This is a genomic window from Dactylosporangium sp. NPDC000244 (assembly GCF_040300725.1).
Classification (GTDB): Bacteria; Actinomycetota; Actinomycetes; order Mycobacteriales; family Micromonosporaceae; genus Dactylosporangium.
In genome coordinates, this window is the sequence record NZ_JBEPEH010000008.1 from 20,793 (window position 1) to 44,463 (window position 23,671).

The following is a 23,671-nucleotide window of genomic DNA, read 5'->3' on the forward strand; positions in this document are numbered from 1 at the left end:
GTCAGTCGACCCTGAGGCGGTAGCCGCGCTTCACCACCGTCTGGACGAAGGCCGAGCCGCCCAGGGCCGCCCGCAGCCGTGCCACCGCCATCTCCACCGCGTGCTCGTCCGCGCCCCGCGGCAGCTCGCGCAGCAGGGCCGCCCGCGACAGGACGCGGCCCGGAGAGGCGGCCAGGGCGCGCAGGACCGCCATGGGGCCGGGCGCCAAGGGCTTCAAGGTGCCGTCGATGATCGCGGCGTGCCCGCGCAGGGTCACCGCCGCGCCCGCCACGTGCAGGGTGGGGGAGCGCTTCGGCAGCTCGTCCACGAGGATGCGGACGAGGGCGCCGAGGCGCGCCCGGGACGGGGCCGCCACCGGCACGCCCAGGCGTTGCAGCGGGGCGGCGGTCACCGGGCCCACGCACGCCGCGAGCACGTCCGTGCGCAGTGCCTCCAGCACGTCCGGCGCCTCCGGGCCGGCCACGCGCAGCAGCGAGCTCACGGCCGGGGCCGACGTGAACGTCACCGCGTCGACCAGGCGGGAGCAGGTCAGGTCCACCAGGCGGCGCAGGGGGGCGGGGTCGACCGGAGGCGCCCAGCGGTACACCGGGATCTCCACGACGATCGCGCCGGCCTCGCGCAGGGCGGACGTGAACTCGGGGTGCGGCTCGCCGTGCAGCTGCAGGGCGATGCGCCGGCCCGTGAGGCCGCCGGGGAAGGACTGCGTCAGGTAGTCGAGGACCTCGTCGCAGCTCTCGGTCTCCGGGGACCAGGCCTCCAGCATGCCGGCCGCGCGGACGGCGCCCTTGGCCTTGGGGCCGCGCGCGATCAGGTACGCCTCGCTGAGCCGCGTCCGCAGCGCCTCCCCGAGACCCCAGCCCTCGGCGGCCTCGATCCAGCCGCGCAGGCCGATGCCCGTGGTCGCGATGACGATGTCGGGGGCCACGTCGACGCACGAGACCGTGGCCGCCTTGAGCTCGGTGTCGTCCGCGACCGGCACGATCCGCAGCGCCGGGGCGAGCACGACCCGTGCCCCGCGGCGCTCCAGCAGCGCGCTCAGCTCGTCGCGCCGCCGGTCCGCGGTCACGGCCACGGTGAACCCGGCGAGCGGCAGGTCCTCGCCGGAGGAGGGCCGCGCCTCGAGCCGGCTGCCGGCGCTCATTCGAGACCGCCGATCTCCACCATGCCGTCGTTGACGCGCACGGAGTACACCGGAACCCGAATGCCCGGATCGTCCAGGCACTCGCCGGTGACGAGGTCGAACGACTGCTTGTGCATGGGCGACGCGACCACGGCCCGATCGCCCCGGCTGCCCACGATCCCGCGCGAGAGCACGGCCGCACCGCTGATCGGGTCGAGGTTGCCGATGGCATAGACCCCGCCGTCGAACACGCGGAACAGCGCCACCTGCTGCCCGCCCACCAGCGCGGCCACTCCGCGGTCCGGCTCCAGGCGGAGGTACGGGCACACGACGGTCCACTTCATGGGCGCGCTCCCAGGACGACGGGTACGGGCTGTCCGCGTTCGGATACGAAGGTGATCGTCGGGTCGGGCGTGCCGGGCGCGTTCACGAACGACACGAACCGGGCCAGCCGCTCCGGGTCCTCGAGCGTCGCGCGCCACTCGTCGGCGTACGACGTGATGTGCCGCGCCATCTGGGCGTCGAGCTCCGCGGCGATGCCGAGGGAGTCCTCGACGATCACCGCGCGCAGGTAGTCCAGCCCGCCCTCGAGCCCCTCGATCCAGGCCGCGGTGCGCTGGAGCCGGTCGGCGGTGCGGATGTAGAACATGAGGAACCGGTCCACGACCCGGATCAGCTCCTCCGTCGACAGGTCCGACGCGAGCAGGTCGGCGTGGCGAGGCCGGAAGCCGCCGTTGCCCCCGACGTAGAGGTTCCAGCCCTGGTCGGTGGCGATGATGCCGAAGTCCTTGCCCCGGGCCTCGGCGCACTCGCGGGCGCAGCCGGACACCGCGGACTTGAGCTTGTGCGGGGCGCGCAGGCCGCGGTACCGCAGCTCGAGCTCGATCGCCAGCGCGACCGAGTCCTGCACGCCGTACCGGCACCAGGTCGACCCGACGCAGGACTTCACCGTGCGCAGCGCCTTGCCGTAGGCGTGCCCGGACTCGAACCCGGCCGCGACCAGCCGGCCCCAGATCGCGGGCAGCTGCTCGACCCGCGCCCCGAGCAGGTCGATGCGCTGGCCGCCGGTGATCTTCGTGTACAGCTTGAAGTCCCGCGCCACCTCGCCGATCACGATCAGCTTCTCGGGTGTGATCTCCCCGCCGGGGATGCGCGGCACCACCGAGTAGGTGCCGTTGCGCTGGATGTTGGCCAGGAAGTGGTCGTTGGTGTCCTGCAGCGAGGCCTGCTCCCCGTCGAGGACGTAGTCGTTGTGCAGCGAGGAGAGGATCGAGGCGACCGTCGGCTTGCACACGTCGCAGCCGCGCCCGGTCCCGTGCTCGGCGATGAGCTGGGAGAAGGTGCGGATCTGGCGGATCCGCACGATGTCGAAGAGCTCGGCGCGGCTGAAGTCGAAGTGCTCGCACAACGCCTTCGAGGCGGCGACCCCCTGCGCGGAGAGGATCTTCTTCAGCAGCGGGATGCAGGACCCGCAGCTCGTCCCGGCCCGCGTGCACTCCTTGAGCGCGCCGACGTCGGTGCAGCCCTCCGCGATCGCGGCGACCACCTGGCCCTGGGTCACCGCGTTGCAGCTGCACACCTGCGCCTCGGCGGGCAGTGCCACGTCGCCTGACGCGTCCCCGGCCAGCAGCGCGAGCGGGTGCCCGGGCAGCGGGCCGCCGACGCTGGCGCGCAGCGTGGGGTACGCGCTCGCGTCCCCGACCAGGATGCCGCCCAGCAGCGTCTGCGCGTCGTCGGAGAGCACCAGCTTCGCGTAGCGCCCGTTCGCCGGGTCGAGGTACACGATGTCGAGCAGGTCCGCCCGGGCGCCCGTCTCGGAAGGCAGGGCGTCGCCGAAGCTCGCGACGTCGACGCCGAGCAGTTTGAGCTTGGTCGACAGGTCGGCCCCGGGGAACTCGGCCGAGCCCCCGAGGAGCCGGTCGGCGACCACCTCGGCCATCGCGTACCCGGGCGCGACCAGCCCGTAGCAGCTGCCGTCGACCGCGGCGCACTCGCCGATCGCGTAGATCGCGGGGTCGTCGGTGCGGCAGCCGGCGTCCACGAGCACCCCACCGCGTGCGCCCGTCGTCAGCCCGGCGGCCCGGGCGAGCTCGTCGCGGGGCCGGATGCCGGCCGCGACCACCACGAGGTCGGCCGGCACGTGGGCGCCGTCGGAGAGCGTGAGGTTGAGCCGCCCGCTCGGCGAGGTCTGCCGGATCGCGGTCGTGCCGGCGCCGAGGTGCACGCGCACGCCGAGGTCCTCGACGTAGCGGCGCAGCACCGCCCCGCCGGCCGCGTCGACCTGCATCGGCATCAGCCGCGGGGCGAACTCGATCACGTGCGTGCGCAGGCCGAGCAGGCGCAGCGCGTTGGCCGCCTCCAGGCCGAGCAGCCCGCCGCCGATGACCGCGCCGACCTCGCGCCCGCGGGCGTGGGCCCGGATGGCCTCGAGGTCGTCGAGGGTGCGGTAGACGAAGACGCCCGGCTGGTCCACCCCGGTGATCGGCGGCACGAACGCGGACGAGCCCGTGGCCAGGACCAGGGCGTCGTACTGGTACTCCGCGCGGGCCGTGCGCACCCGCCGGGTGCCCCGGTCGATCGACAGCACCGGCTCGCCGAGCCGGACGTCGACCCCCTCGGGCACGCCGTAGGTCAGCTCCTCGGCCGTGACCCCGTCGAAGTACGCCGACAGGCGGACCCGGTCGTAGGCGCCGCGGCCCTCCTCGGCGAGCACGGTGATGTGCCACCGGCGCCCGGGGTCGCGAGCGGTCAGCGCCTCGGCGAACCGGTGCCCGACCATGCCGTGCCCGACGACCACGACATGCATCGACGAGTCTGAGTTTTTCATTCGGGCGCCCCGGTAACGCTGGCATGACACAGCCATTTCGGTGCTGTAACAACCCTGCGACCGCATCGCTCGCGGGCGGGGCGGCAGGCGTCAACCGCTTCGGACATGGCCCAAAGGCTGCCGGTGGGCGGTTTCGCTCCAAAGTCCCGAATGTTTCGCGCCTGCTAAGAGCGCCTCACACGCATCGGCATCGGGTCGTTACCGTTCCGTGTTGGAATCAGTGTCGATAACCTTCGATGGAATCCCGGAATTTGGGCGCCGGTTGTGCCAGATCCTCACACTGTAGGGTGGCGACGGTTCGCGGCTGGGTATAGAACCATCGACCCCTATGTAGCAACGAGGAGGAAGCAGATGCGCACGACCGGCAAGGCCGCACTCGCGGCCGTTGCGGTGCTCAGCATCGGGCTCACCGGATGCGGTGGCGACAAGGCTCAACCCGGGGCCGGGACCTCGGCCGGAGCCTCGGGCGCCGCGGGCACCGGCACGTCGGCCGGCGCCTCCACCGGTGCCTCGGGCGACACCGGCGGCACCACCGGCGGCGGCCAGGGCAGCGTGGCGTCGTGCCTGGTCGGCACGTGGAAGGCCGACAACATCACCGGCAAGCTCTCCGGCCCGGTGGGCGGCACGTTCCAGGGCGGCGGTGGCGCCCTGCTCACGATCGACTCCGGCGGCAAGGCGCAGGTCGACTTCGGCCCCATGCAGCCCGTGACCTTCACGTTCTCCGTCTCCGGCAACGACGTGAAGGGCAGCTTCTCGTACGGCGGCAAGGTCAACGGCGCGGTCAAGAGCGCGTCCGGCACGACCGGCACGCTCGAGCCGAGCGGCTCCGTGGACTTCAGCACGCTCACGGTGACCGTGGACCTCACCGCGCCTGTCGCCCAGCGCGTGGCCGACAAGGTCTCGATCTCCGAGTTCGCCGGGACGGGCACCGCCAACACCGGCGGGGCCGTGGACTCCCAGCCGATCCTCAAGAAGAGCCAGTACGAGTGCGGCAGCGGCACCCTGAAGCTCTCGCCGCCCGCGGGCGCCGACGACACCGGCACCTGGACGTTCAAGAAGGCCTAGCAGGACTTTCTTCCCGGCGGCGGATCTCACAAGCGGAGATGCGCCGCCGTGGGGGAAACGTTTCGGCGTCGACAACATCGATGCGACGAGCCGAAACGGGCCGCCCCTAGCATCCACGGCCATGACTCTTGCCGTGGACAAACCGCAGTCTCAGCCCGAGCCGCGCCGCGGCCGCTGGATCGACGACTGGCACCCCGAGGACCCCGAGTTCTGGGCGCGGACCGGCGCGAAAATCGCCCGGCGCAACCTGATCGTCTCCATCCTCTCCGAGCACATCGGCTTCTCGATCTGGAGCCTGTGGTCGGTCTTCGTGCTCTTCCTGGGCCCCAAGTACGGGCTCGACCCCGCCCAGAAGTTCCTGCTCACGAGCGCGCCGACGCTGGTCGGAGCGGTTCTGCGGCTGCCGTACACCTTCGCCGTGGCCACGTTCGGCGGGCGCAACTGGACGATCTTCAGCGCCCTGCTGCTCCTGGTGCCGACGATCTTCGCGGGCATCATCCTCGAGCCGGGCGTCTCGTTCCCCATGCTGCTCGTCGCCGCCTCCGTGGCCGGCGTCGGTGGCGGCAACTTCGCCTCCTCGATGGCCAACATCAACGCCTTCTACCCGCAGCGCCTGAAGGGCTGGGCGCTGGGCATCAACGCCGGCGGCGGCAACATCGGGGTGGCCGCGGTGCAGCTCGTCGGGCTGCTCGTGCTCGCCACCGCCGGGGCCGCCAACCCGCGGCTCATCGTGCTGATCTATCTGCCGCTGATCGTCATCGCCGCGGCGCTGGCCGCGATCTACATGGACAACCTGACGCACGCCTCGAACGACCGGCGGGCGATGCGGGACGTGATCAAGGACGGCCACGCCTGGATCATGTCGCTGCTGTACATCGGGACGTTCGGCTCGTTCATCGGCTTCGGGTTCGCCTTCGGGCAGGTGCTCCAGGTGCAGTTCAAGGCCGACTTCGACACCCCCGTGAAGGCGGCCTACCTCACCTTCCTCGGGCCGCTGCTCGGCTCGCTGATCCGCCCGGTCGGGGGGTTGCTGGCCGACCGCTTCGGCGGTGCGCTGATCACCTTCTGGAACTTCGTGGCCATGGCGCTCGGCGCGGTCACCGTCCTGCTCGCCTCCCGCCAGCACTCGCTGCCGCTGTTCGTGACCGGGTTCGTGTTCCTGTTCCTCTTCAGCGGCCTCGGCAACGGATCGACGTACAAGATGATCCCGGCGATCTTCAAGGCCAAGTTCCCGGCCGACGAGCGCGAGGCCCGGCGGCTGGCGACCGCGCTCATCGGCGTGGCCGGGGCGATCGGGGCGGCCGGCGGGGTGCTCGTGAACCTCGCCTTCCGCGAGTCCTTCCTGACGTACAAGACCGGCGACGGGGCGTACATCGCGTTCATCGCCTTCTACGCCCTGTGCTTCGGCGTCACCTGGCTGGTCTACCTGCGCCGATCGCCGCGGAAGCTCAATGGGGTCTGACCCCCCGATTTGGCTCCGCTGGGGACGCCGAGTATCGTGGATTGCTGTTGTGCGATGACAAGGCGTTCCCACCGTTCGGGTACGCTGGATGATCGTGCGCCCGGACTGATTCGGTTCAGCGCCGTCATCGAGACGCACCCCAGAACCGACGACGTGGAAGACAAGGTAGACCTGTGGGTACGTACAGCCCGAAGCCGGGCGAGATCGAGCGCGTGTGGCACGTCATTGACGCCACCGACGTTGTGCTCGGCCGCCTCGCCACGCACGCTGCGACGCTGCTGCGCGGCAAGCACAAGCCGACGTTCGCCCCGCACGTGGACACCGGCGACTTCGTCATCGTGATCAACGCCGGCAAGGTGGCGCTGACCGGCAACAAGCGGCAGACGAAGGTGGCCTACCGCCACTCGGGCTACCCGGGTGGTCTGAAGCGGGTCGGCTACGAGGAGCTGCTCACCAAGAACCCCGAGCGGGCGATCGAGCTGGCCGTCAAGGGCATGCTCCCGCACAACCGTCTGGGCGCGCGCCAGATCCACAAGCTGAAGGTGTACGCGGGGTCCGAGCACCCGCACGCCGCTCAGCTGCCCCAGCCGTTCGAGATCAAGCAGATCGCGCAGTGAGCGCGGACGAAGGACTGAGCGTGACCGACGAGACCACCGCCGCCCCGACGCCGGCCGCTGTCGCGACCGTCGAGACCCCCGCCGCCCCGGCCGCCACGGCCACGGCGACGGCCACCAGCTCGGCGCCGACCCGTGCGCGCCGCGCCGGCCAGCCGATCCAGACCGTCGGCCGCCGCAAGGAGGCCATCGTCCGGGTCCGCCTGGTCCCCGGCACCGGCAAGTTCCTGCTCAACGGCCGTGAGCTCGAGAACTACTTCCCGAGCAAGGTCCACCAGCAGTCGGTGAAGGAGCCGCTCGTGATCGCGGAGAAGGCCGAGGCCTTCGACGTCTTCGCGAACCTCCGCGGCGGCGGCACCACCGGCCAGGCGGGCGCGCTGCGCCTCGCGATCGCCCGGGCGCTGGTCGAGAACGACGGCGACGACCGCCCGGCGCTCAAGAAGGCCGGCTTCCTGACCCGGGACGCCCGCGCCACCGAGCGCAAGAAGTACGGTCTGAAGAAGGCCCGTAAGGCTCCTCAGTACTCGAAGCGCTAACGAAGCATGTCGGCCGGGTGCCACCCTGGGAGGTGGTCGCCCGGCCGTTTCGTGTCGTGCGGACGGGTACAGGCGGGCAGCGGGCCGGCTGGGGCGCGCGCGGTGGTTCGACCATGGGAGGTTTCGCGATGGGGCGACTCTTCGGCACTGACGGAGTCCGTGGGCGGGCCAACGCCGACCTGACTCCCGAGCTGGCGATGGGGGTCGCCATCGCCGCGGCCCAGGCGCTGTTCGAGCACGATCACTCCCACGCGCCGGTCGCGGTCGTCGGGCGGGACCCGCGCGCGAGCGGCGAGATGCTGGAGGCGGCCGTCGTGGCCGGCCTCACCAGCGCGGGCGCGAACGTGGTGCGGGTCGGCGTGCTGCCGACGCCCGCGGTGGCCTATCTCACCGGCGTGCTGAACGCCGACATCGGCGTGATGCTCTCGGCCTCACACAACCCGATGCCCGACAACGGGATCAAGCTCTTCGCGGCCGGCGGGCACAAGCTGCCGGACGAGGTCGAGGACGAGATCGAGCGCCTCATGGAGGGCGCCAGCCACCGCCGCCCCACGGGCGCCGGGGTCGGCCGGGTCACCGACTACGCCGACGGCGAGGACCGCTACGTCCAGCACCTGCTGACCTCGCTGCCGAGCCCGCTGGCCGAGCTGACCGTCGTGGTCGACTGCGCCAATGGGGCCGCCTCGTCCGCCGCGCCCGAGGCCTACCGCCGCGCCGGCGCCTCGGTCATCGCGATCAACGCGGACCCCGACGGCCTCAACATCAACGAGGACTGCGGCTCCAACCACATCGCCGCCCTGCGCCAGGCGGTCGTCGAGCACGGCGCCGACCTCGGCATCGCGCACGACGGCGACGCCGACCGGTGCATCGCGGTGGCGGCGGACGGCACCGAGATCGACGGCGACCAGATCATGGCGATCCTGGCGCTGTCCATGCGCGAGGCCGGCCAGCTGACCGAGGACACCCTCGTCGCGACCGTGATGAGCAACCTGGGGCTGAAGCTGGCCATGGCCGAGGCCGGCATCCGGCTGCTGGAGACCAAGGTCGGCGACCGGTACGTGCTGGAGGAGCTGCGGGCCAAGGGCTTCGCGCTCGGCGGCGAGCAGAGCGGGCACATCGTCATGCCCGCGTTCGCCACCACCGGCGACGGCGTGCTGACCGCCCTGCACCTCATGGGGCGCATGGAGCGCACGGGTAAGAGCCTCAAGGAGCTCGCGTCCGTGGTGCACCGGCTGCCGCAGGTGATGATCAACGTGCCCGTGCTCGACCGGGCCGCGGCCGCCCGCTCGCCGCAGGTGCTCGACGCGGCCAAGCAGGTCGAGGGCGAGCTCGGCGGGACGGGCCGGGTGCTGCTGCGCCCCTCCGGCACCGAGCAGCTCGTCCGGGTCATGGTCGAGGCCGGCACGCAGGAGATCGCCAAGGCGGCCGCCGAGCGGATCGCTCACATCGTGCGGACGGTCAGTCCTACTCAGTAGTAACGTGCGCGCATGACAGAACCCCGCACCGTCATCGTCACCGGCGCGTCCCGCGGCATCGGCAAGGCGAGCGCCCTCGCCTTCGCCGCCGAGGGCTGCAACGTCGTGCTCACCTCGCGCAAGATCGAGACCCTGGACGAGGTCGCGGCCGAGATCACCGAACGGTTCCCGGCCGTCGGCGTGCTCACCCACGCCGCGCACGCCGCCGAGCCGGACCAGGCCGCGGCGGTGGTCGAGGCCGCCATGGCCCGCTTCGGCGCGATCGACGTGCTGGTCAACAACGCCGGCACGAACCCGTACTTCGGACCGCTCATGGACATCGACCCGGTCCGCGCCGAGAAGACCGTCCGGCTCAACCAGTTCGGCCCGGTGCTGTGGAGCCAGCTGGTGTGGAAGGCGTCGATGTCGCAGCGGGGCGCGGGCACGATCGTCAACGTCGCCTCGGTCGGCGGCGTGCTCACCGAGCCGGGGATCGGCTACTACAACGCGACCAAGGCCGCCGTCATCCACCTGACCCGCCAGATGGCGGCCGAGCTGGCCCCCGTCCGGGTGAACGCGGTCGCGCCCGGGATCGTGCGCACCCATCTGGCGCGCGGGCTGTGGGAGAGCAACGAGGACTTCCTCAACGACAAGCTCCCGCTCGGGCGCATCGGCGAGCCGGACGACATCGCCGATGTCATCACCTTCCTGGCCGGTCCTGCGTCACGCTGGATGACGGGCCAGGCCCTGGTGGTCGACGGCGGGGCGCAGATCCGCTCCTCGCTCATCTAGTCATACCCGTTCGTGCGCAGTTCCCGTGCGCGTATGCGACAGTTTCGCGCACGGGTCCTGCGCGAAATTCTGCTACGGTACGGGCATGTGCGGAATCGTGGGGTACGCCGGCGCCCGGCCGGCTCTGAACATCGTGCTGGACGGGCTGCGGCGGCTGGAGTACCGCGGCTACGACTCCGCCGGCGTGGCGATCGTGAACGGTGAGCTGCTCACCGCCAAGCGCGCCGGCAAGCTCGCCAACCTGGAGAAGGCGCTCGCCGACGAGAGCTCCCATGGCCTGGACGTCGGCACGACCGGCATCGGCCACACCCGCTGGGCCACGCACGGCGGCCCGACCGACCGCAACGCGCATCCGCACCGCTCGTTCGACGGCCGGGTCGCGGTCATCCACAACGGCATCATCGAGAACTTCGCCAAGCTGCGGGCCGAGCTGGAGAACGGCGGCATCGAGTTCGCCAGCGACACCGACTCCGAGTGCGCCGCCCACCTGCTCGCGCAGGCCCTGGCCGGCGCCGCGGGGGACACCCCGGCCGAGCGGCTGGCCGAGGCCATGCGCGCCGTGTGCCGCCGCCTCGAGGGCGCGTTCACCCTGCTCGCCGTGGACGTGCAGGCCCCGGGCGTGGTGGTCGGCGCCCGGCGCAACTCCCCGCTCGTCGTCGGCCGCGGTCAGGGCGAGAACTACCTGGCCAGCGACGTCTCCGCGTTCATCGAGCACACCCGCGAGGCGGTCGAGCTCGGCCAGGACCAGGTCGTGCTCATCAGCGGCGACGACATCGTGATCACCGACTTCCTCGGCAACCCCGCCGAGGGCAAGACGTTCCACATCGACTGGGACGCCTCGGCCGCCGAGAAGGGCGGCTACGACTACTTCATGCTCAAGGAGATCGCCGAGCAGCCGCACGCGGTCGCCGAGACGCTGCTGGGCCGGCTCAACGAGCACGGCGACCTCATGCTCGACGAGGTCCGCCTCTCCGACCAGGACCTGCGCGACGTCGACAAGGTGTTCATCGTCGCCTGCGGCACGGCCTACCACGCGGGGATGGTGGCCAAGTACGCGATCGAGCACTGGACCCGCATCCCCTGCGAGGTCGAGCTGGCCAGCGAGTTTCGCTACCGCGACCCGGTGCTCGACCGCTCCACGCTGGTCGTGTCCATCTCCCAGTCCGGCGAGACCATGGACACCCTGATGGCGCTGCGCCACGCCAAGGAGCAGAAGGCGCGGGTGCTGGCGATCTGCAACACCAACGGCTCCACGATCCCGCGCGAGTCCGACGCCGTGCTCTACACCCACGCCGGCCCGGAGATCGCGGTCGCCTCGACCAAGGCGTTCCTGACCCAGCTGGTGGCCTGCTACCTCGTGGGGCTGCACCTGGCCCAGGTGCGCGGGGTGAAGTACGCCGACGAGGTCGCCGCCGTCGTCGCCCAGCTGCAGGAGATGCCGGCCAAGATCGAGCAGGTGCTGGCGGTGATGGCCCCGATCCGCGAGCTCGCCCGCGAGCTGGCCGAGGCCAAGAGCGTGCTGTTCATCGGGCGGCACGTGAGCTACCCGGTGGCCCTGGAGGGTGCGCTGAAGCTCAAGGAGCTGGCGTACATGCACGCCGAGGGCTTCGCCGCCGGCGAGCTCAAGCACGGCCCCATCGCGCTGATCGACGAGGGCACGCCCGTCGTGTGCGTGGTGCCCTCGCCCCGGGGCCGCGGCGTGCTGCACGACAAGGTCGTCTCCAACATCCAGGAGGTCCGCGCCCGCGGCGCCCGCACGATCGTGATCGCCGAGGAGGGGGACGTGGCCGTGAAGCCCTACGCCGATCACCTCTTCTACGTCCCGGTCACCCCGACGCTGCTCGCCCCGCTGGTCACCACGGTGCCGCTGCAGGTGCTGGCCTGCGAGATCGCCTCGGCCCGCGGTCACGACGTCGATCAGCCGCGCAACTTGGCCAAGTCCGTGACCGTCGAATAGGGCCCGTGTGGTTGGGTTGTTCCGTGAGAGCAGCCTGGCGGGTCGCGCAGGTGCGCGCGGCCGAAGAGTCCGTGATGAAAACCCTGCCGGACGGCGCGCTCATGCAGCGCGCCGCGGCGGGGCTGGCCCGGCGCTGCGCCGACACCCTGCCCAGGGTGTACGGCGCGCGCGTCCTGCTCCTCGTCGGCCCCGGCAACAACGGCGGCGACGCGCTCTACGCCGGTGCCCGGCTGGCCCGCCGTGGCGCCCGTGTCGACGCGCTGCTCGTCGACCCCGACCGGGTGCACCGGGGCGGGGCCGAGGCGCTGTACCGGGCCGGGGGACGCCTGAGCGAGGCCGCCCCGGCCGGGGCCGACCTCGTGGTCGACGGCATCCTCGGCATCGGCGGGCACGGCGGCCTGCGCGAGCCCGCCGCCGCCAAGGTCGCCGACATCGCCGGCATCCTCATCGGCGCGCCCGTGATCGCCGTGGACGTGCCCTCGGGCGTCGACGCCGACACGGGGGCCGTGACCGGCATGGCGGTGCACGCCGACATCACCGTGACCTTCGGCGTGCTCAAGCCGGGCCTGCTCGTCGGGGCGGGCGCGGTGCACGCCGGCATCGTCGAGCTCGTCGACATCGGACTCACCAAGCACCTCGACGGGGACCCCGCGCTGTACGTCCCGGACTCGGACGACATCGCGGCGTGGTGGCCGCGGCCGCAGGCCAGCGACAACAAGTACTCCCGCGGGGTCGTCGGGCTCGCGACCGGCTCGGACAAGTACCCGGGCGCCGCGGTGCTCTCCACCGCCGGGGCGCTGGCCGGGCCGACCGGGCTGGTGCGGTACGCCGGGGGCGCCGCCGACGCCGTGCGGTTGCACCATCCGCCGGTCATTGCCACCGAGCGGGTCGCCGACGCCGGGCGCGTGCAGGCCTGGGTCTGCGGCAGCGGCCTCGGCACCGACGAGCGCGCCTACGGCGAGCTGCGCGCGGTGCTCGGCGCCCCGGTGCCCGTGATCCTCGACGCCGACGCGCTCACCCTGCTCGCCGACGCCCGCCTGGCCGACTGGCTGCGCGAGCGCGACGCGCCCACCGTGGTCACCCCGCACGACGGGGAGTTCCAGCGGCTCTCCGGCGGCGCGCCCGGCGACGACCGGGTCGCCGCGGCCGTGACCCTCGCGGGCCGGATGGACGCGGTGGTCCTGCTCAAGGGCGACCGGACCATCGTGGCGACCCCGGACGGGCGGGTCTACGTGAACCCGACCGGCACTGCGGCGCTGGCCACGGGCGGCACCGGGGACGTGCTCGCGGGGCTGCTCGGCTCGTTGCTCGCCGGGGGCATGCAGGCCGAGCACGCGGCCGTGGCCGCCGCCTACATGCACGGGCTGGCCGGGCGGCGCGCGGCCGAGGGCGGGCCGGTGACCGCCGCCGAGGTGGCCTCCCACCTGCGCGGGGCCGTCGGGAGCTTAACCCGCCGGTAACGACCGTTTAGGCTCTTGTCATGGGTACCGAGGTGGTCAAGGGCGGCAACCGCAAGCGCACGGCCGGGATCATCGGGGCGATCGTCGGCCTCGCCGCGGCCGGCGTCGCGGCGGGGGTGGCCACCGAGCGGTACATCGTGCGCCGCTCCAAGAACGCCGACGACCCGCACGCCGACGAGGAGTTCGGGGTCTGGGCCGCCGACGAGGAGCTGGTGGTCACCACGGACGACGGCATCGACCTGCACGTCGAGGTCGTCGAGGGGCCCGCGGGCGAGCCCGGCCCCACGCTGGTCTTCGTGCACGGGTTCTGCCTGGACATGGGCACGTTCCATTTCCAGCGCACGTACTTCGAGGGCAAGCACCGCATGGTCTTCTACGACCAGCCCGGGCACGGTCGTTCGGGGCGGCTGAGCAAGGGGGAGTACACGATCGACTCCCTCGGCTCCGGGCTCCGCGCGGTGATCGCGGCCACGTGCCCCGAGGGCCCGATCATCCTGGTCGGGCACTCGATGGGCGGCATGACGATCATGGCCCTGGCCGAGCAGCTGCCCGAGCTGTTCGAGAACCGGGTCCTGGCCTGCGTGCTCATCTCCACTTCGGCCGGCAAGCTGGACCAGGTCACGTTCGGCTTCCCCGAGGTCGTGGCCCGGTTCCGCCGGCCGCTGCTGCCGGTCGTCGGGCTCGCCGGCCCGATCAGCTCGGCCGTGATCGACCGCGCCCGGAAGGCCTCGACCGACCTCGCCTGGCTGCTGACCCGGCGCTACGGGTTCGGGACGTCCCGCCCCAGCCCGGCGCTGGTGTCGTACGTCGAGAAGATGAACTCGACCACGTCGACCGAGGTCATCGCCAGGTACCTGCGCACCCTCTACACGCACTCGCGGCTGCTCGTCCTCGGCCCGCTACGCTCGGTCCCCGTGCTACTGGTCTGCGGCGACAAGGACGTGTTGACGCCGCTGGCCCACACGTACGAGATAACGTCGGTGCTGCCCGAGGCGGAGCTGGTCGTCGTCGCCGACGGCGGCCACGTGGTGCTCCTCGAGCACGCCGACGAGGTCAACGAGGCCATCGACCTGTTCCTCACGAAGGTGCTGCAGTGACTCGAATCCTGTCCACCGTCGAGCAGACGCGGGACTTCGGCAAGGCGCTCGCGTCCGTGCTGCGCGCGGGCGACCTGGTCGTGCTCACCGGCCCGCTCGGCGCCGGCAAGACCGCCCTGGCCCAGGGCGTGGGCGCGGGGCTCGCCGTGCGCGGCGACGTCACCTCGCCGACGTTCGTGATCGCGCGCGTGCACCGGCCCGACGCCGAGCGCGGGGGCACGCTGCCGATGGTGCACGTCGACGCGTACCGGCTCGGCAACGTCTCCGACCCGATCGGCGAGGTGGACGCGCTCGACCTCGACGCGACGCTGGAGGACTCCGTCACGCTGGTCGAGTGGGGCGAGGGGCTGGTCGAGCAGCTCAGCGACGAGCACCTGGAGGTGCGCCTCGACCGCCGCGACGACGACTCGCGCGTGGTGGCCCTGATCCCGCGGGGCGGGGACTGGCCCGCCCGCGCGGAGGCGTTCGCGAGCTGAGCCGGGGCCGGGGTGCTTGGCGCCGCCGTGTGGACACGATAAGTCGGGCACTCCGTGCCACGACTTATCGGATTTATACCTTAAGTCGGATTTCTGCGGCTGGTTGCCAGAAAAGCCCAGCTCGGCATGGGGACCGGGCCGCGCCGCTGCCCGATGCTGCCGTCGCCGGTGCCCTGCGTGGTCAGGTGAAGGGGCGTTGTAAGCGGCCGAGCAGGGCCGGTGCCGACGCTGCCGGTGCCGCGCGGGAAGCGGGTGCCAGCGTTGTGGTCAGCCGCTCGGGGCCGGTGCCGTGCGCGGTCAGGTGGAGGCGTTGCGGGTGCCGGGCGTGGGCGGGTTGCCGGCGTTGTGGGTGCCGCGAGGGGCCGGTGACCCGCCCGGCCGACCCGGAGCTGGCGGTGCTGCGCGGGGCGCCGGCGTGGGCGCGGGGGCCGCGCCGCTCGCGCGGCGTGCATGCTGATCCGCCGTCGTGGCGCGCAGGCGAGCGTCGGCCCGCGTGGTGGTGGCCGGGCGGGGCGCTCAGGCGGGCTGGAGCACTTCCCAGACGTCGACCCAGGTGCCGGCGTCGTCGGTGCCGCGCGCGAGCAGGTGCCGCCCCTCGTGGCAGAACGCCGTGCTGACCGAGCGGCCCGGGGTCAGGTCGGCCCGGAACACCTCGGCCTCCGTCTCGAGATCGCGGACCGACAGGGTGCCGTCCAGCGCCGCGGCGCGCAGCCGGCCGTCCGGGCTCTCCATCTCGGCCGCGAACGCGTCCGCGCGGCTCGACTCGGTGTAGCCGGAGAAGCGCCTGGGCAGGTCCTCGCCCACGATCCGGTCGAGGCGGGCGCCGGTGGCGAGGTCCCACACGGTCGCGACGTCCCGGCGGTAGCGGCCGACGTGCGCCGCGCCTTCGCCCGTCGTGACGAGGCGCCATTCGGCCTCATTGAGCAGTACGGCATCCGGCTTGTGCACATCGGAGAAGCTCGCCGTCACGCGGCCGGAGAGCACGTCCCAGACCGCGAAGTGCCCCTCGGCGTCCCAGGTCACGAGGGCCAATTGTTGGCCCGGCCCCAGCGCGACCTGCGCGTGCCCGCCCCGCCCGGCGCCGCGGCCCGGCCGCAGCTCGGTGACCAGGGCGCCGGTGGCGATCGCGCGCACCTTGACGTATTCGCCGTCGCCCGAGCACTCCACGAGCGTGCGCCGGTCCGGCATGAGCAGCCAGTCCCCGGCCACGCGCAGGTGATGGAGCTTGGCCAGCTGGAACCGCTCGGGCCCGGCCGGCTCCAGGCGCGCGTGCGCGGCCACGGCGCCGGAGACCACCATGCCCCCGATCGCGACCCGCTGCTCGAGCAGGATCCCCTCGCCGCGGCCGGACGAGAGGTCGAAGACGCGGTCGTCGGCGGTGCGGACCTGGGCCAGGGGCGCCTCACGGCCGTACGCCTCGCCCTCCTTCACCAGCCAGCGCACCAGCCGCCCGCGCCCGCCCGGGATGGTCCAGGACAGCGGCTCGACGCGCCACGACGGCGGATCGGCGGGCACGCTGCGGGTCGCGCGCCCCCGCGCCCACGCCGCCGCCCCGCGCAGCACCGCCAGCTCCGGGTCGGCCGGGCGGGTCACCGGGCACCCGAGCCCCTCGTGCAGGACCTGGCCGATCCCCGGCAGCCGGGCCGCCCCGCCGACGAGCAGCACCGCGGCCACGTCCGACGGCCGGATGCCCGCGCGCGCCACGACCGCCCGGGCGCTGGCGATCAGCCACCGCGCGGCGGGTTCGGTGAGCCGGTCGAGGAGCCGGCGGTCCATCCGGTACGGCGGAACGCCCGCCTCCACCTCCTCCGCGGCCTCGGGGACGTCGGCGAGGCGGTGCTTGAGCCGGCGCACGATGTCCAGCGCGTGCAGGTTCGCCCGCACGCTGGTGTCCCCGCCGGCCGCGAACGCGGGCTCGACCCACTCGGCCAGCGCGGCCCGCAGGTCGGCGACGAGCATGACGTCGATGTCGCGGCCGGTGCCCGAGCTCTCCTGGCTCAGCGGTACGGGCCGGCCGTGCTGCACCTGCGCGAGCGTTGCCGTCCAGGTCGCCCCGAGGTCGCAGACGAGCACGTAGCCGCCCTCGGGCACCTCCAGCATCGTCATCGGGTCGAGCACCGCGGCGCTCGCGTCCACGACGAGCTCGGCGTCGGGGAAGCCGGCCACGGAGGCGGCCGCGATCAGCGCCTCGCGTCGCGGATCATGGGTTCGGTACGCCGCCGGAGCGCTCAGCACCAGGCGCGCGACCGGGCCGTACACCCGGCGCGCCTCGTCCACGATGGACTCCAGCGCCGCGCCGACCAGCTCCACGCCGCTCACGAGCTGGTCGCCGAGCCAGATGGGCGCGCCGGCGTCGACCGCGCGGCGCACGCCGTCGACGTACTCGCGCGGGTGACTGTCGCGGGCCTGCTCGGCCGCGGCCCCGACGAGCAGGCGCGAGCGGCCGGCCATCGTGGCGCTGCCCGGCCAGCGGGGCGCGCCCGTCGCCGGCTCGCGCACCGGGTGCAGCTCATCGGGCAGGACGACGGCGGCGGACAGGGCCCAGGACCCGAGGTCCACGACCAGAATCGGTGAGTTCACGGCGGCTCTCTCCCCGCGTCGATAGGCGCCGATGCTAGGTGTCCCTCATTGCGTCGCTGTTAACTGATTTAGAGTTGGGGCCGTGCTGGTGATGGTGGTGGACACGGCGACGGCGGCGGTGACCGCGGCGCTTGCGCGGATCGACGACGAGGTCACGCTGCTCGCCGAGCGGGTGACGGTCGACGCGCGCGGCGCCGGGGAGCTGCTGGCCCCGCAGATCGCCGCCGTGCTGGCCGACGGCGGGGTCACCGCCGGCGACCTGGCCGGGGTGGTCGCGGGCGTCGGACCGGGCCCGTTCACCGGCCTGCGCGCCGGGCTCGTGACGGCCGCGGCGCTGGGGCACGCCCTGGCGATCCCGGTCTACGGCGTCTGCACGCTCGACGCGATCGGGCTGGGGCTGCCGGGCCGCGCGCTGGTCGCGACCGATGCCCGGCGCAAGGAGATCTACTGGGCCACCTACGTCGACGGCCAGCGGCTCGAGGGGCCCGACGTGGCCAAGCCGGCGGCGGTCGCGCTCGACGGGATCGGGCTCGCGGCGGGCGACGGCGCGGTGAAGTACGCCGACGTCCTGAAGCTCCCCGTCGACGGGCCGCGCTATCCGCCGTCGCTCGCCCTGGCCGAGCTCGCCGCCGACCGGGTGCGGGGCAAGGCGCCCGCCGAGACGCTCACGCCGCTCTATCTGCGCCGGCCCGACGCGGTGCTGCCCGGTGAGCGGAAACCGGCGCTGCAGTGACGGACGCGGTCGTGCACGACGTCGAGCTCGCCGAGCTGCGCTGGTTCCACATCGCCGACCTGCTGCCGATCGAGGACGAGCTCTTCGGCGAGGAGCGGTGGTCGGCGGGCATGTTCTGGAACGAGCTGGCGATGGGCCACCACTACCTCGTGGCCCTCGACGGCGAGCGCGTCGTGGGCTACGCCGGGCTGGCGGTCGCCGCGCCCGACGAGGCCTGGGTGCAGAACATCGGCGTGCGCAAGGACGCGCAGCGGCGCGGGATCGGCCGGCGCCTCCTGGAGGCGCTGCTCGCCGAGGCGCGGCGGCGCGGGGTCGAGCAGGTGCTGCTGGAGGTGGCCGTGGACAACGGCCCCGCGCAGCGGCTGTACGCGGAGTACGGGTTCGAGGCCGTCGGCATCCGCCGCGGCTACTACCAGCCCAGCAACACGGATGCACTGGTGATGAAGCGTGAACATGTCTGAGCCGCTCGTTCTGGGGATCGAGACGTCGTGCGACGAGACCGGCGTCGGGATCGTGCGCGGGCACACGCTGCTCGCGGACGAGATCGCGTCCAGCGTCGACGAGCACGCGCGGTTCGGCGGCGTGGTGCCCGAGGTCGCCAGCCGGGCCCACTTCGAGGCCATGGTCCCGACCATGCAGCGGGCGCTGGACAAGGCCGGCGTGACGCTGTCCGATGTGGACGCGATCGCGGTCACGGCCGGCCCCGGGCTCGCCGGCGCGCTGCTCGTCGGGGTCGCGGCGGCCAAGGCCTACGCGCTCGCCGCCGGCAAGCCGATCTACGGCGTCAACCACCTCGCCGCGCACGTCGCCGTCGACACGCTCGAGCACGGGGCGCTGCCGGAGCCCGCGGTCGCCCTGCTGGTCTCCGGCGGGCACTCCTCGCTGCTGCGGGTCGACGATCTCGCCGGGGGCGTGGTCCCGCTCGGCGCGACCATCGACGACGCGGCCGGCGAGGCCTTCGACAAGGTCGCGCGCCTGCTCGGGCTGCCGTTCCCGGGCGGACCGCCGATCGACAAGGCGGCCCGCGACGGCCAGGTCGTGATCCCCTTCCCGCGCGGACTCACCGGCCCCCGCGACCTCGCCGAGCACCGCTTCGACTTCTCGTTCTCGGGCCTGAAGACGGCGGTGGCGCGCTGGGTCGAGGCCCGCGAGCGCGCCGGCGAGCCGGTGCCGGTCTCCGACGTGGCCGCGAGCTTCCAGGAGGCGGTCTGTGACGTGCTCACCGCGAAGGCGATCGACGCCTGCCGCGAGCACGGGATCGAGACCCTGGTCATCGGCGGCGGCGTCGCGGCCAACTCGCGCATCCGGTCGATGGCCCAGGAGCGCGCCGAGAAGCACGGCATCACGGTGCGCGTGCCGCGGCCGAAGCTCTGCACCGACAACGGCGCGATGGTCGCCGCGCTCGGCTCGCACCTGGTCGCGGCCGGGGCCACGCCGGGCGAGCTCGGCCTGCCCTCGGATTCGGCCATGCCGATCACCCTCGTGACCGCCTGACGCCGTGGGGGTAGAGTCCAGCGCCGTGATCGTGCGCATGTGGGAGGTCAGGGCGCACCCGGAGGGGTTCGGGGAGCTGTTGTCCTGGGTGTGTGAGGCGATGCTGCCCAAGGTCGAGGTGCACCCGATGCATTTGAGCAGCGAGGTGTACGCATCGACGGACCAGCGCCTCGTCGTCTTGTCGAAGTGGCGGGGCAGCACGCCCGAGCCGTTCGCCGAGCCGCCGTCGCACCTGGTCGCCCGCAAGCCGCAGTTCTGGGACTTCACTGAGGTCGACCGGTAATAAATGTAAGGCGCCCTGGGGACCCGAACGGTTACCGTCGGGGGCTGTGCGGAGACTGCCTCAAGCCGAGCCCGGAGAGCCTGACTGCCGATCGGCCGGCCGCTATCTGCTCTGGATCGCGCGCGGGCAACTGTCCCTGATCGCCGGGGGCGTGTGCTTCGGCGTGCTGTGGATGATCAGCCAGGCGCTCGTGCCCGCCGCGATCGGGGCCGGCGTCGACGCGCTCGCGCGGGGCGACCGGCACGGGCTGCTCAAGGCCGGCGCGGCCGTGCTCGGCCTCGGCGCCGCCACCGCGGTTACCGGGATCCTGCGCCACCGGTTCGCGGTGTCCAACTTCCTCAGCGCCGGGTTCCGGACCGTCCAGGTGACCGCGCGCCACGCCACCCGACTCGGGGCCGCGCTGCAGAAGCGGGTCGCGACCGGCGAGGTCGTGAGCATCGGCACGACGGACTTCGACCACATCGGCTACTCCGTGGACGTCTCCGCCCGCGCCAGCGGCTCCGTGGTCGCGATCGTCGTCGTGACCGCGCTGCTGCTGCGGGTGTCGGTGCCGCTCGGGCTCGTCGTGGTGCTCGGGGTGCCGCTGCTGGTCGCCGTGGTCGGCCTGCTGCTGCGGCCGCTGCACCGCCGGCGCCGCCACCAGCGCCAGCTCGCCGGCGAGCTGACCGGCCGCGCCGGGGACATCGTGGCCGGCCTGCGCGTCCTGCGCGGCGTCGGCGGCGAGGCGGAGTTCTCCCGGCGCTACCGCACGGAGTCGCAGCGCGTCCGCTTCGCCGGCGTGCGCGTGGCCAGGGTCGAGTCGACGCTGGAGGCCGCCCAGATCCTGCTCCCGGGCTGCTTCATCGCCCTGGTGACGTGGCTGGGCGCGCGGTTCGCGGTGGCGGGCCGGATCAGCCCGGGGGAACTGGTCGCCTTCTACGCCTACGCGGCGTTCCTGATCGGGCCGCTGCGCACCCTGACCGAGTTCGCCGAGAAGCTGACCCGCGGCCTGGTCGCCGCGGGCCGCGTGGTCGCCGTGCTCCGGCTCGAGCCCGACTTTCAGGAGCGTCCGGATTCGGTACCGGCTGAAGACGGCGACCTGGACGACCCCGACTCGGGCCTGCGCGTGCCCCGGCACCGGCTCACGGCGGTCGCGGCCGTGCGGCCCGAGGACGCGATCGCGATCGCGGAGCGGCTCGCGCTGCTGGATCCGGCGTCGCGGGCGCGCCTGCACGGCGTACCGCTGCGGGACATGGCGATCGCGGACGTCCGGCGCCACGTGCTGCTCAGCGACAACGACGCGACGCTGTTCCGCGGCCCGCTGCGCGACGAGGTCGGCGACGGGGCCACACTCGCCGACGCCGCGGCCTTGGACGTCGTCGAGGCGCTGCCCGGCGGGCTCGACGCCGAGATCGCCGAGCGCGGTCGCGACTTCTCCGGCGGGCAGCAGCAGCGGCTGCGGCTGGCCCGGGCGCTCGCGGCCGACCCGCCGGTGCTCGTGCTCGTCGAGCCCACGAGCGCCGTCGACGCGCACACCGAGGCGCGCATCGCCGAGCGGCTGCCCGCCGCGCGGGCCGGGCGCACGACCGTGGTGTGCACGACCAGCCCGCTGCTGCTCGACCGGGCCGACACCGTCGCGTTCGTGGGCGCCGACGGGCGCGTCGCCGCGACCGGGGCGCATCGGGAGCTGCTCGACAGCTGCCCGCAGTACGCCATGACCGTCACGCGTGGGGAGGACTGACGGTGCTGCCGATCGCATCCGGCGGGGAGGTGCGCGCCTACCTGCGCACGCTGTTCACCGACTACCCCTGGCGGCTCGCCGGGGTCCTCGCGCTGCACGTCGTCGGGGCCGCCGCCGGCCTCGCCGCGCCCCCGCTGCTCGGCGCGCTCGTCGAGCGGGTCACGGCCGGGACGACCGCGTGGACCGTCGATCGCATCGCGCTCGCCATCGCCGGGTTCGTCGTCGCGCAGGCGGTGCTCGTGCGCTACGCCCGCGTCGCCGCCGCCCAGCTCGCCGAGCGCGTCCTGGCCCGGCTGCGCGAGGAGTTCGTCGACGGGGTGCTCGCGGTGCCACTGTCCACCGTGGAGCGGGCCGGCACCGGCGACCTGCTCAGCCGCGCCTCCCGGGACGTTTCGCAGACCTCCGACTCGGTGCAGTCGGCGCTGCCCACGATCGTCGTTGGCGGCCTGCAGATGCTGCTGACCCTGGTCGCCGTCGCGGTGGTCGGGCCGATCCTGCTGCTGCCCGGGCTGCTGGCCCTGCCGCTGCTGTACCTCCCGTCGCGCTGGTACTTCCGCCGCGCCAACGCCGGCTACCTGCGCGAGTCCGCGGCCCTGGCCCGCATGGCCGACGGCCTGGCCGAGACCGTCGAGGGCGCCCGGACCGTCGAGACCCTCGGTTGGCAGCAGCGCCGCCTCGAGCGGACCCGCGAACAGCTCGAGGGCACGTACGCCGCGGCGATGTACACCCTGCGCCTGCGCACGGTGTGGTTCCCGCTCTCCGAGTTCGGCTACGCGCTGCCCGCCGCCGCCACCCTGGTCGCCGGCGGCTGGTTCGTGCTCGAGGGCTGGGCGAGCGTCGGCCAGGTCACCGCCGCGGTGCTGTACTTCGTGTCGATCATCGACCCGCTCGACCGCATCCTCAGCTACATCGACCAGCTGCAGCTCGGCCTCGCCTCCTTCGCGCGCCTCATCGGCGTGCGCGCCGCGGCCGAGCCGCCGATCCCCGCCGGCGGCCCCCAGCCGGTCGACGAGGTGCTGACGGCCAAGGACGTCCGCTACTCCTACGTGGACGGTCGCGACGTCCTGCACGGCATCGACCTCGCGGTGCGGCCCGGCGAGCGGCTCGCCATGGTCGGCCCCAGCGGCGCCGGCAAGTCCACGCTGGGCCGGCTGCTCGCCGGGATTCACGCGCCGCGGTCGGGGGTGATCGAGCTCGGCGCGGTACCGCTGCAAAATCTGCCCCTCGACGAGCTGCGCGGCCACGTCGCGCTCGTGACCCAGGAGCACCACGTGTTCATGGGCAGCCTGCGCGACAACCTGACCCTGGCCCGCGCGGGCGCGACCGACGCCGAGCTGTGCGCGGCCCTGGCCACCGTCGACGCGCTGGACTGGGCGCTCGCGCTGCCGCAGGGCCTCGACACCGCGTCGCTGTCGCTGTCGCCGGCCCAGGCGCAGCAGCTCGCGCTCGCCCGGCTCGTCCTCGCCGACCCGCACACGCTGGTCCTCGACGAGGCGACGTCGCTCATCGACCCGCGCGCCGCCCGGCACCTGGAGCGGTCGCTGGCCGGGGCGCTGGAGGGCCGGACCGTGATCGCGATCGCGCACCGGCTCTTCTCCGCGCACGACGCCGACCGGGTCGCGGTGGTCGAGGACGGCCGGATCACCGAGCTGGGCAGCCACGACGAGCTGGTCGCGGCCGGGGGCGCCTACGCCGCGCTGTGGCGGTCGTGGCACGGCTCCCGCGCTACTTGAGCAGCGCGTACACGACCGCGAAGACCGCCACCACGGCGATGGCCAGGGCGAAGATCACCAGGAGTTGGCGGTCGTGAGTCTCGGGAGCGGGCTTCGGGGCGAGCGCGGGCAGGTCCACGATCGCGGCGCGCAGATCGTCGAGGGTCTTCGCCGCGTACACGGTCCCGACCCGGTCGGAGAACTCGTCCAGCGACAGGCGGCCCTCTTCGGTGTGCCGCTGCAGCACGCCGATCACGCGCTGCCGGTCCTCGTCCGATGCCCGCACGAC

The 23,671-nt window shown here is 73.3% G+C and carries 21 protein-coding genes; 16 read left to right on the plus strand and 5 right to left on the minus strand.

Annotated elements, in window-relative coordinates:
• Window position 1: 1 nt before the first annotated feature.
• From ABT369_RS12760 to nirB, 3 genes are read right to left on the minus strand one after another with little or no spacing between them, the layout of a single operon-like run.
• Entirely contained in the window at window positions 2-1,141 is a 1,140-nt protein-coding gene (locus ABT369_RS12760) for a uroporphyrinogen-III synthase (RefSeq protein WP_350611897.1), read from the minus strand.
• On the minus strand, window positions 1,138-1,464 hold the full coding sequence (nirD, locus tag ABT369_RS12765; RefSeq protein ID WP_350611898.1) for a nitrite reductase small subunit NirD: 327 nt from the start codon (window positions 1,462-1,464) through the stop codon (window positions 1,138-1,140). The genes ABT369_RS12760 and nirD overlap by 4 nt, the downstream gene beginning before the upstream one ends.
• Window positions 1,461-3,926: a nitrite reductase large subunit NirB gene (gene nirB / locus ABT369_RS12770; RefSeq protein WP_350611899.1), complete on the minus strand. Its 2,466-nt coding sequence runs from the start codon at window positions 3,924-3,926 to the stop codon at window positions 1,461-1,463. Before nirB ends, nirD begins: the two co-directional genes overlap by 4 nt.
• Window positions 3,927-4,298: 372 nt before the next feature.
• Between nirB and ABT369_RS12775 the strand changes: the two genes are divergently transcribed.
• The 10 genes from ABT369_RS12775 (at window position 4,299) to tsaE (ending at window position 14,860) form a co-directional block, all read left to right on the plus strand.
• The gene (locus ABT369_RS12775) at window positions 4,299-5,012 is read left to right on the plus strand and encodes a hypothetical protein (RefSeq protein WP_350611900.1); all 714 of its coding nucleotides are present in this window, start codon (window positions 4,299-4,301) and stop codon (window positions 5,010-5,012) included.
• A 121-nt stretch (window positions 5,013-5,133) separates the two neighbouring features.
• Complete coding sequence (locus ABT369_RS12780) at window positions 5,134-6,474, plus strand: nitrate/nitrite transporter (RefSeq protein ID WP_350611901.1); 1,341 nt, start codon at window positions 5,134-5,136, stop codon at window positions 6,472-6,474.
• Window positions 6,475-6,647: 173 nt separating this feature from the next.
• Window positions 6,648-7,091, plus strand: a complete 444-nt coding sequence (gene rplM / locus ABT369_RS12785; RefSeq protein ID WP_350611902.1) for a 50S ribosomal protein L13 — start codon at window positions 6,648-6,650, stop codon at window positions 7,089-7,091.
• A gap of 20 nt (window positions 7,092-7,111) precedes the next feature.
• Window positions 7,112-7,624, plus strand: a complete 513-nt coding sequence (rpsI, locus tag ABT369_RS12790; protein ID WP_350611903.1) for a 30S ribosomal protein S9 — start codon at window positions 7,112-7,114, stop codon at window positions 7,622-7,624.
• Window positions 7,625-7,752: 128 nt separating this feature from the next.
• The gene (gene glmM / locus ABT369_RS12795) at window positions 7,753-9,099 is read left to right on the plus strand and encodes a phosphoglucosamine mutase (RefSeq protein ID WP_350611904.1); all 1,347 of its coding nucleotides are present in this window, start codon (window positions 7,753-7,755) and stop codon (window positions 9,097-9,099) included.
• A gap of 12 nt (window positions 9,100-9,111) precedes the next feature.
• Window positions 9,112-9,870, plus strand: coding sequence for an SDR family oxidoreductase (locus ABT369_RS12800; protein ID WP_350611905.1), 759 nt, complete (start codon window positions 9,112-9,114; stop codon window positions 9,868-9,870).
• A gap of 85 nt (window positions 9,871-9,955) precedes the next feature.
• Window positions 9,956-11,827, plus strand: coding sequence for a glutamine--fructose-6-phosphate transaminase (isomerizing) (gene glmS, locus ABT369_RS12805; RefSeq protein WP_350611906.1), 1,872 nt, complete (start codon window positions 9,956-9,958; stop codon window positions 11,825-11,827).
• Window positions 11,828-11,850: 23 nt separating this feature from the next.
• On the plus strand, window positions 11,851-13,287 hold the full coding sequence (locus tag ABT369_RS12810) for an NAD(P)H-hydrate dehydratase (protein ID WP_350611907.1): 1,437 nt from the start codon (window positions 11,851-11,853) through the stop codon (window positions 13,285-13,287).
• Window positions 13,288-13,307: 20 nt separating this feature from the next.
• Window positions 13,308-14,384: an alpha/beta fold hydrolase gene (locus ABT369_RS12815; protein WP_350611908.1), complete on the plus strand. Its 1,077-nt coding sequence runs from the start codon at window positions 13,308-13,310 to the stop codon at window positions 14,382-14,384.
• Window positions 14,381-14,860 carry a tRNA (adenosine(37)-N6)-threonylcarbamoyltransferase complex ATPase subunit type 1 TsaE gene (tsaE, locus tag ABT369_RS12820; RefSeq protein WP_350611909.1) on the plus strand — a complete coding sequence of 160 codons (480 nt, stop codon included), beginning with the start codon at window positions 14,381-14,383 and terminating at the stop codon, window positions 14,858-14,860. The genes ABT369_RS12815 and tsaE overlap by 4 nt, the downstream gene beginning before the upstream one ends.
• Window positions 14,861-15,376: 516 nt before the next feature.
• Here tsaE and ABT369_RS12825 read toward each other — a convergent pair.
• Window positions 15,377-17,440 (minus strand): Hsp70 family protein, encoded by a 2,064-nt coding sequence (locus ABT369_RS12825; RefSeq protein WP_350611910.1) that lies wholly within the window; start codon window positions 17,438-17,440, stop codon window positions 15,377-15,379.
• An 82-nt stretch (window positions 17,441-17,522) separates the two neighbouring features.
• On the opposite strand from ABT369_RS12825, the gene tsaB reads away from it, so the two are divergent.
• From tsaB to ABT369_RS12855, 6 genes are read left to right on the plus strand one after another with little or no spacing between them, the layout of a single operon-like run.
• Window positions 17,523-18,173: a tRNA (adenosine(37)-N6)-threonylcarbamoyltransferase complex dimerization subunit type 1 TsaB gene (tsaB, locus tag ABT369_RS12830; RefSeq protein ID WP_350611911.1), complete on the plus strand. Its 651-nt coding sequence runs from the start codon at window positions 17,523-17,525 to the stop codon at window positions 18,171-18,173.
• A gap of 11 nt (window positions 18,174-18,184) precedes the next feature.
• On the plus strand, window positions 18,185-18,634 hold the full coding sequence (rimI, locus tag ABT369_RS12835; protein WP_350611912.1) for a ribosomal protein S18-alanine N-acetyltransferase: 450 nt from the start codon (window positions 18,185-18,187) through the stop codon (window positions 18,632-18,634).
• Entirely contained in the window at window positions 18,627-19,667 is a 1,041-nt protein-coding gene (gene tsaD, locus ABT369_RS12840) for a tRNA (adenosine(37)-N6)-threonylcarbamoyltransferase complex transferase subunit TsaD (RefSeq protein ID WP_350611913.1), read from the plus strand. The genes rimI and tsaD overlap by 8 nt, the downstream gene beginning before the upstream one ends.
• Before the next feature lie 25 nt (window positions 19,668-19,692).
• Entirely contained in the window at window positions 19,693-19,950 is a 258-nt protein-coding gene (locus tag ABT369_RS12845) for a hypothetical protein (protein WP_350611914.1), read from the plus strand.
• A gap of 46 nt (window positions 19,951-19,996) precedes the next feature.
• On the plus strand, window positions 19,997-21,670 hold the full coding sequence (locus ABT369_RS12850) for an ABC transporter transmembrane domain-containing protein (protein ID WP_350611915.1): 1,674 nt from the start codon (window positions 19,997-19,999) through the stop codon (window positions 21,668-21,670).
• Between the two features lie 2 nt (window positions 21,671-21,672).
• Window positions 21,673-23,403 carry an ABC transporter ATP-binding protein gene (locus ABT369_RS12855; protein ID WP_350611916.1) on the plus strand — a complete coding sequence of 577 codons (1,731 nt, stop codon included), beginning with the start codon at window positions 21,673-21,675 and terminating at the stop codon, window positions 23,401-23,403.
• Here ABT369_RS12855 and ABT369_RS12860 read toward each other — a convergent pair.
• Window positions 23,396-23,668: a DUF1707 SHOCT-like domain-containing protein gene (locus ABT369_RS12860; RefSeq protein ID WP_502891738.1), complete on the minus strand. Its 273-nt coding sequence runs from the start codon at window positions 23,666-23,668 to the stop codon at window positions 23,396-23,398. The two genes, ABT369_RS12855 and ABT369_RS12860, sit on opposite strands and share 8 nt — an antisense overlap.
• Window positions 23,669-23,671: the final 3 nt, after the last annotated feature.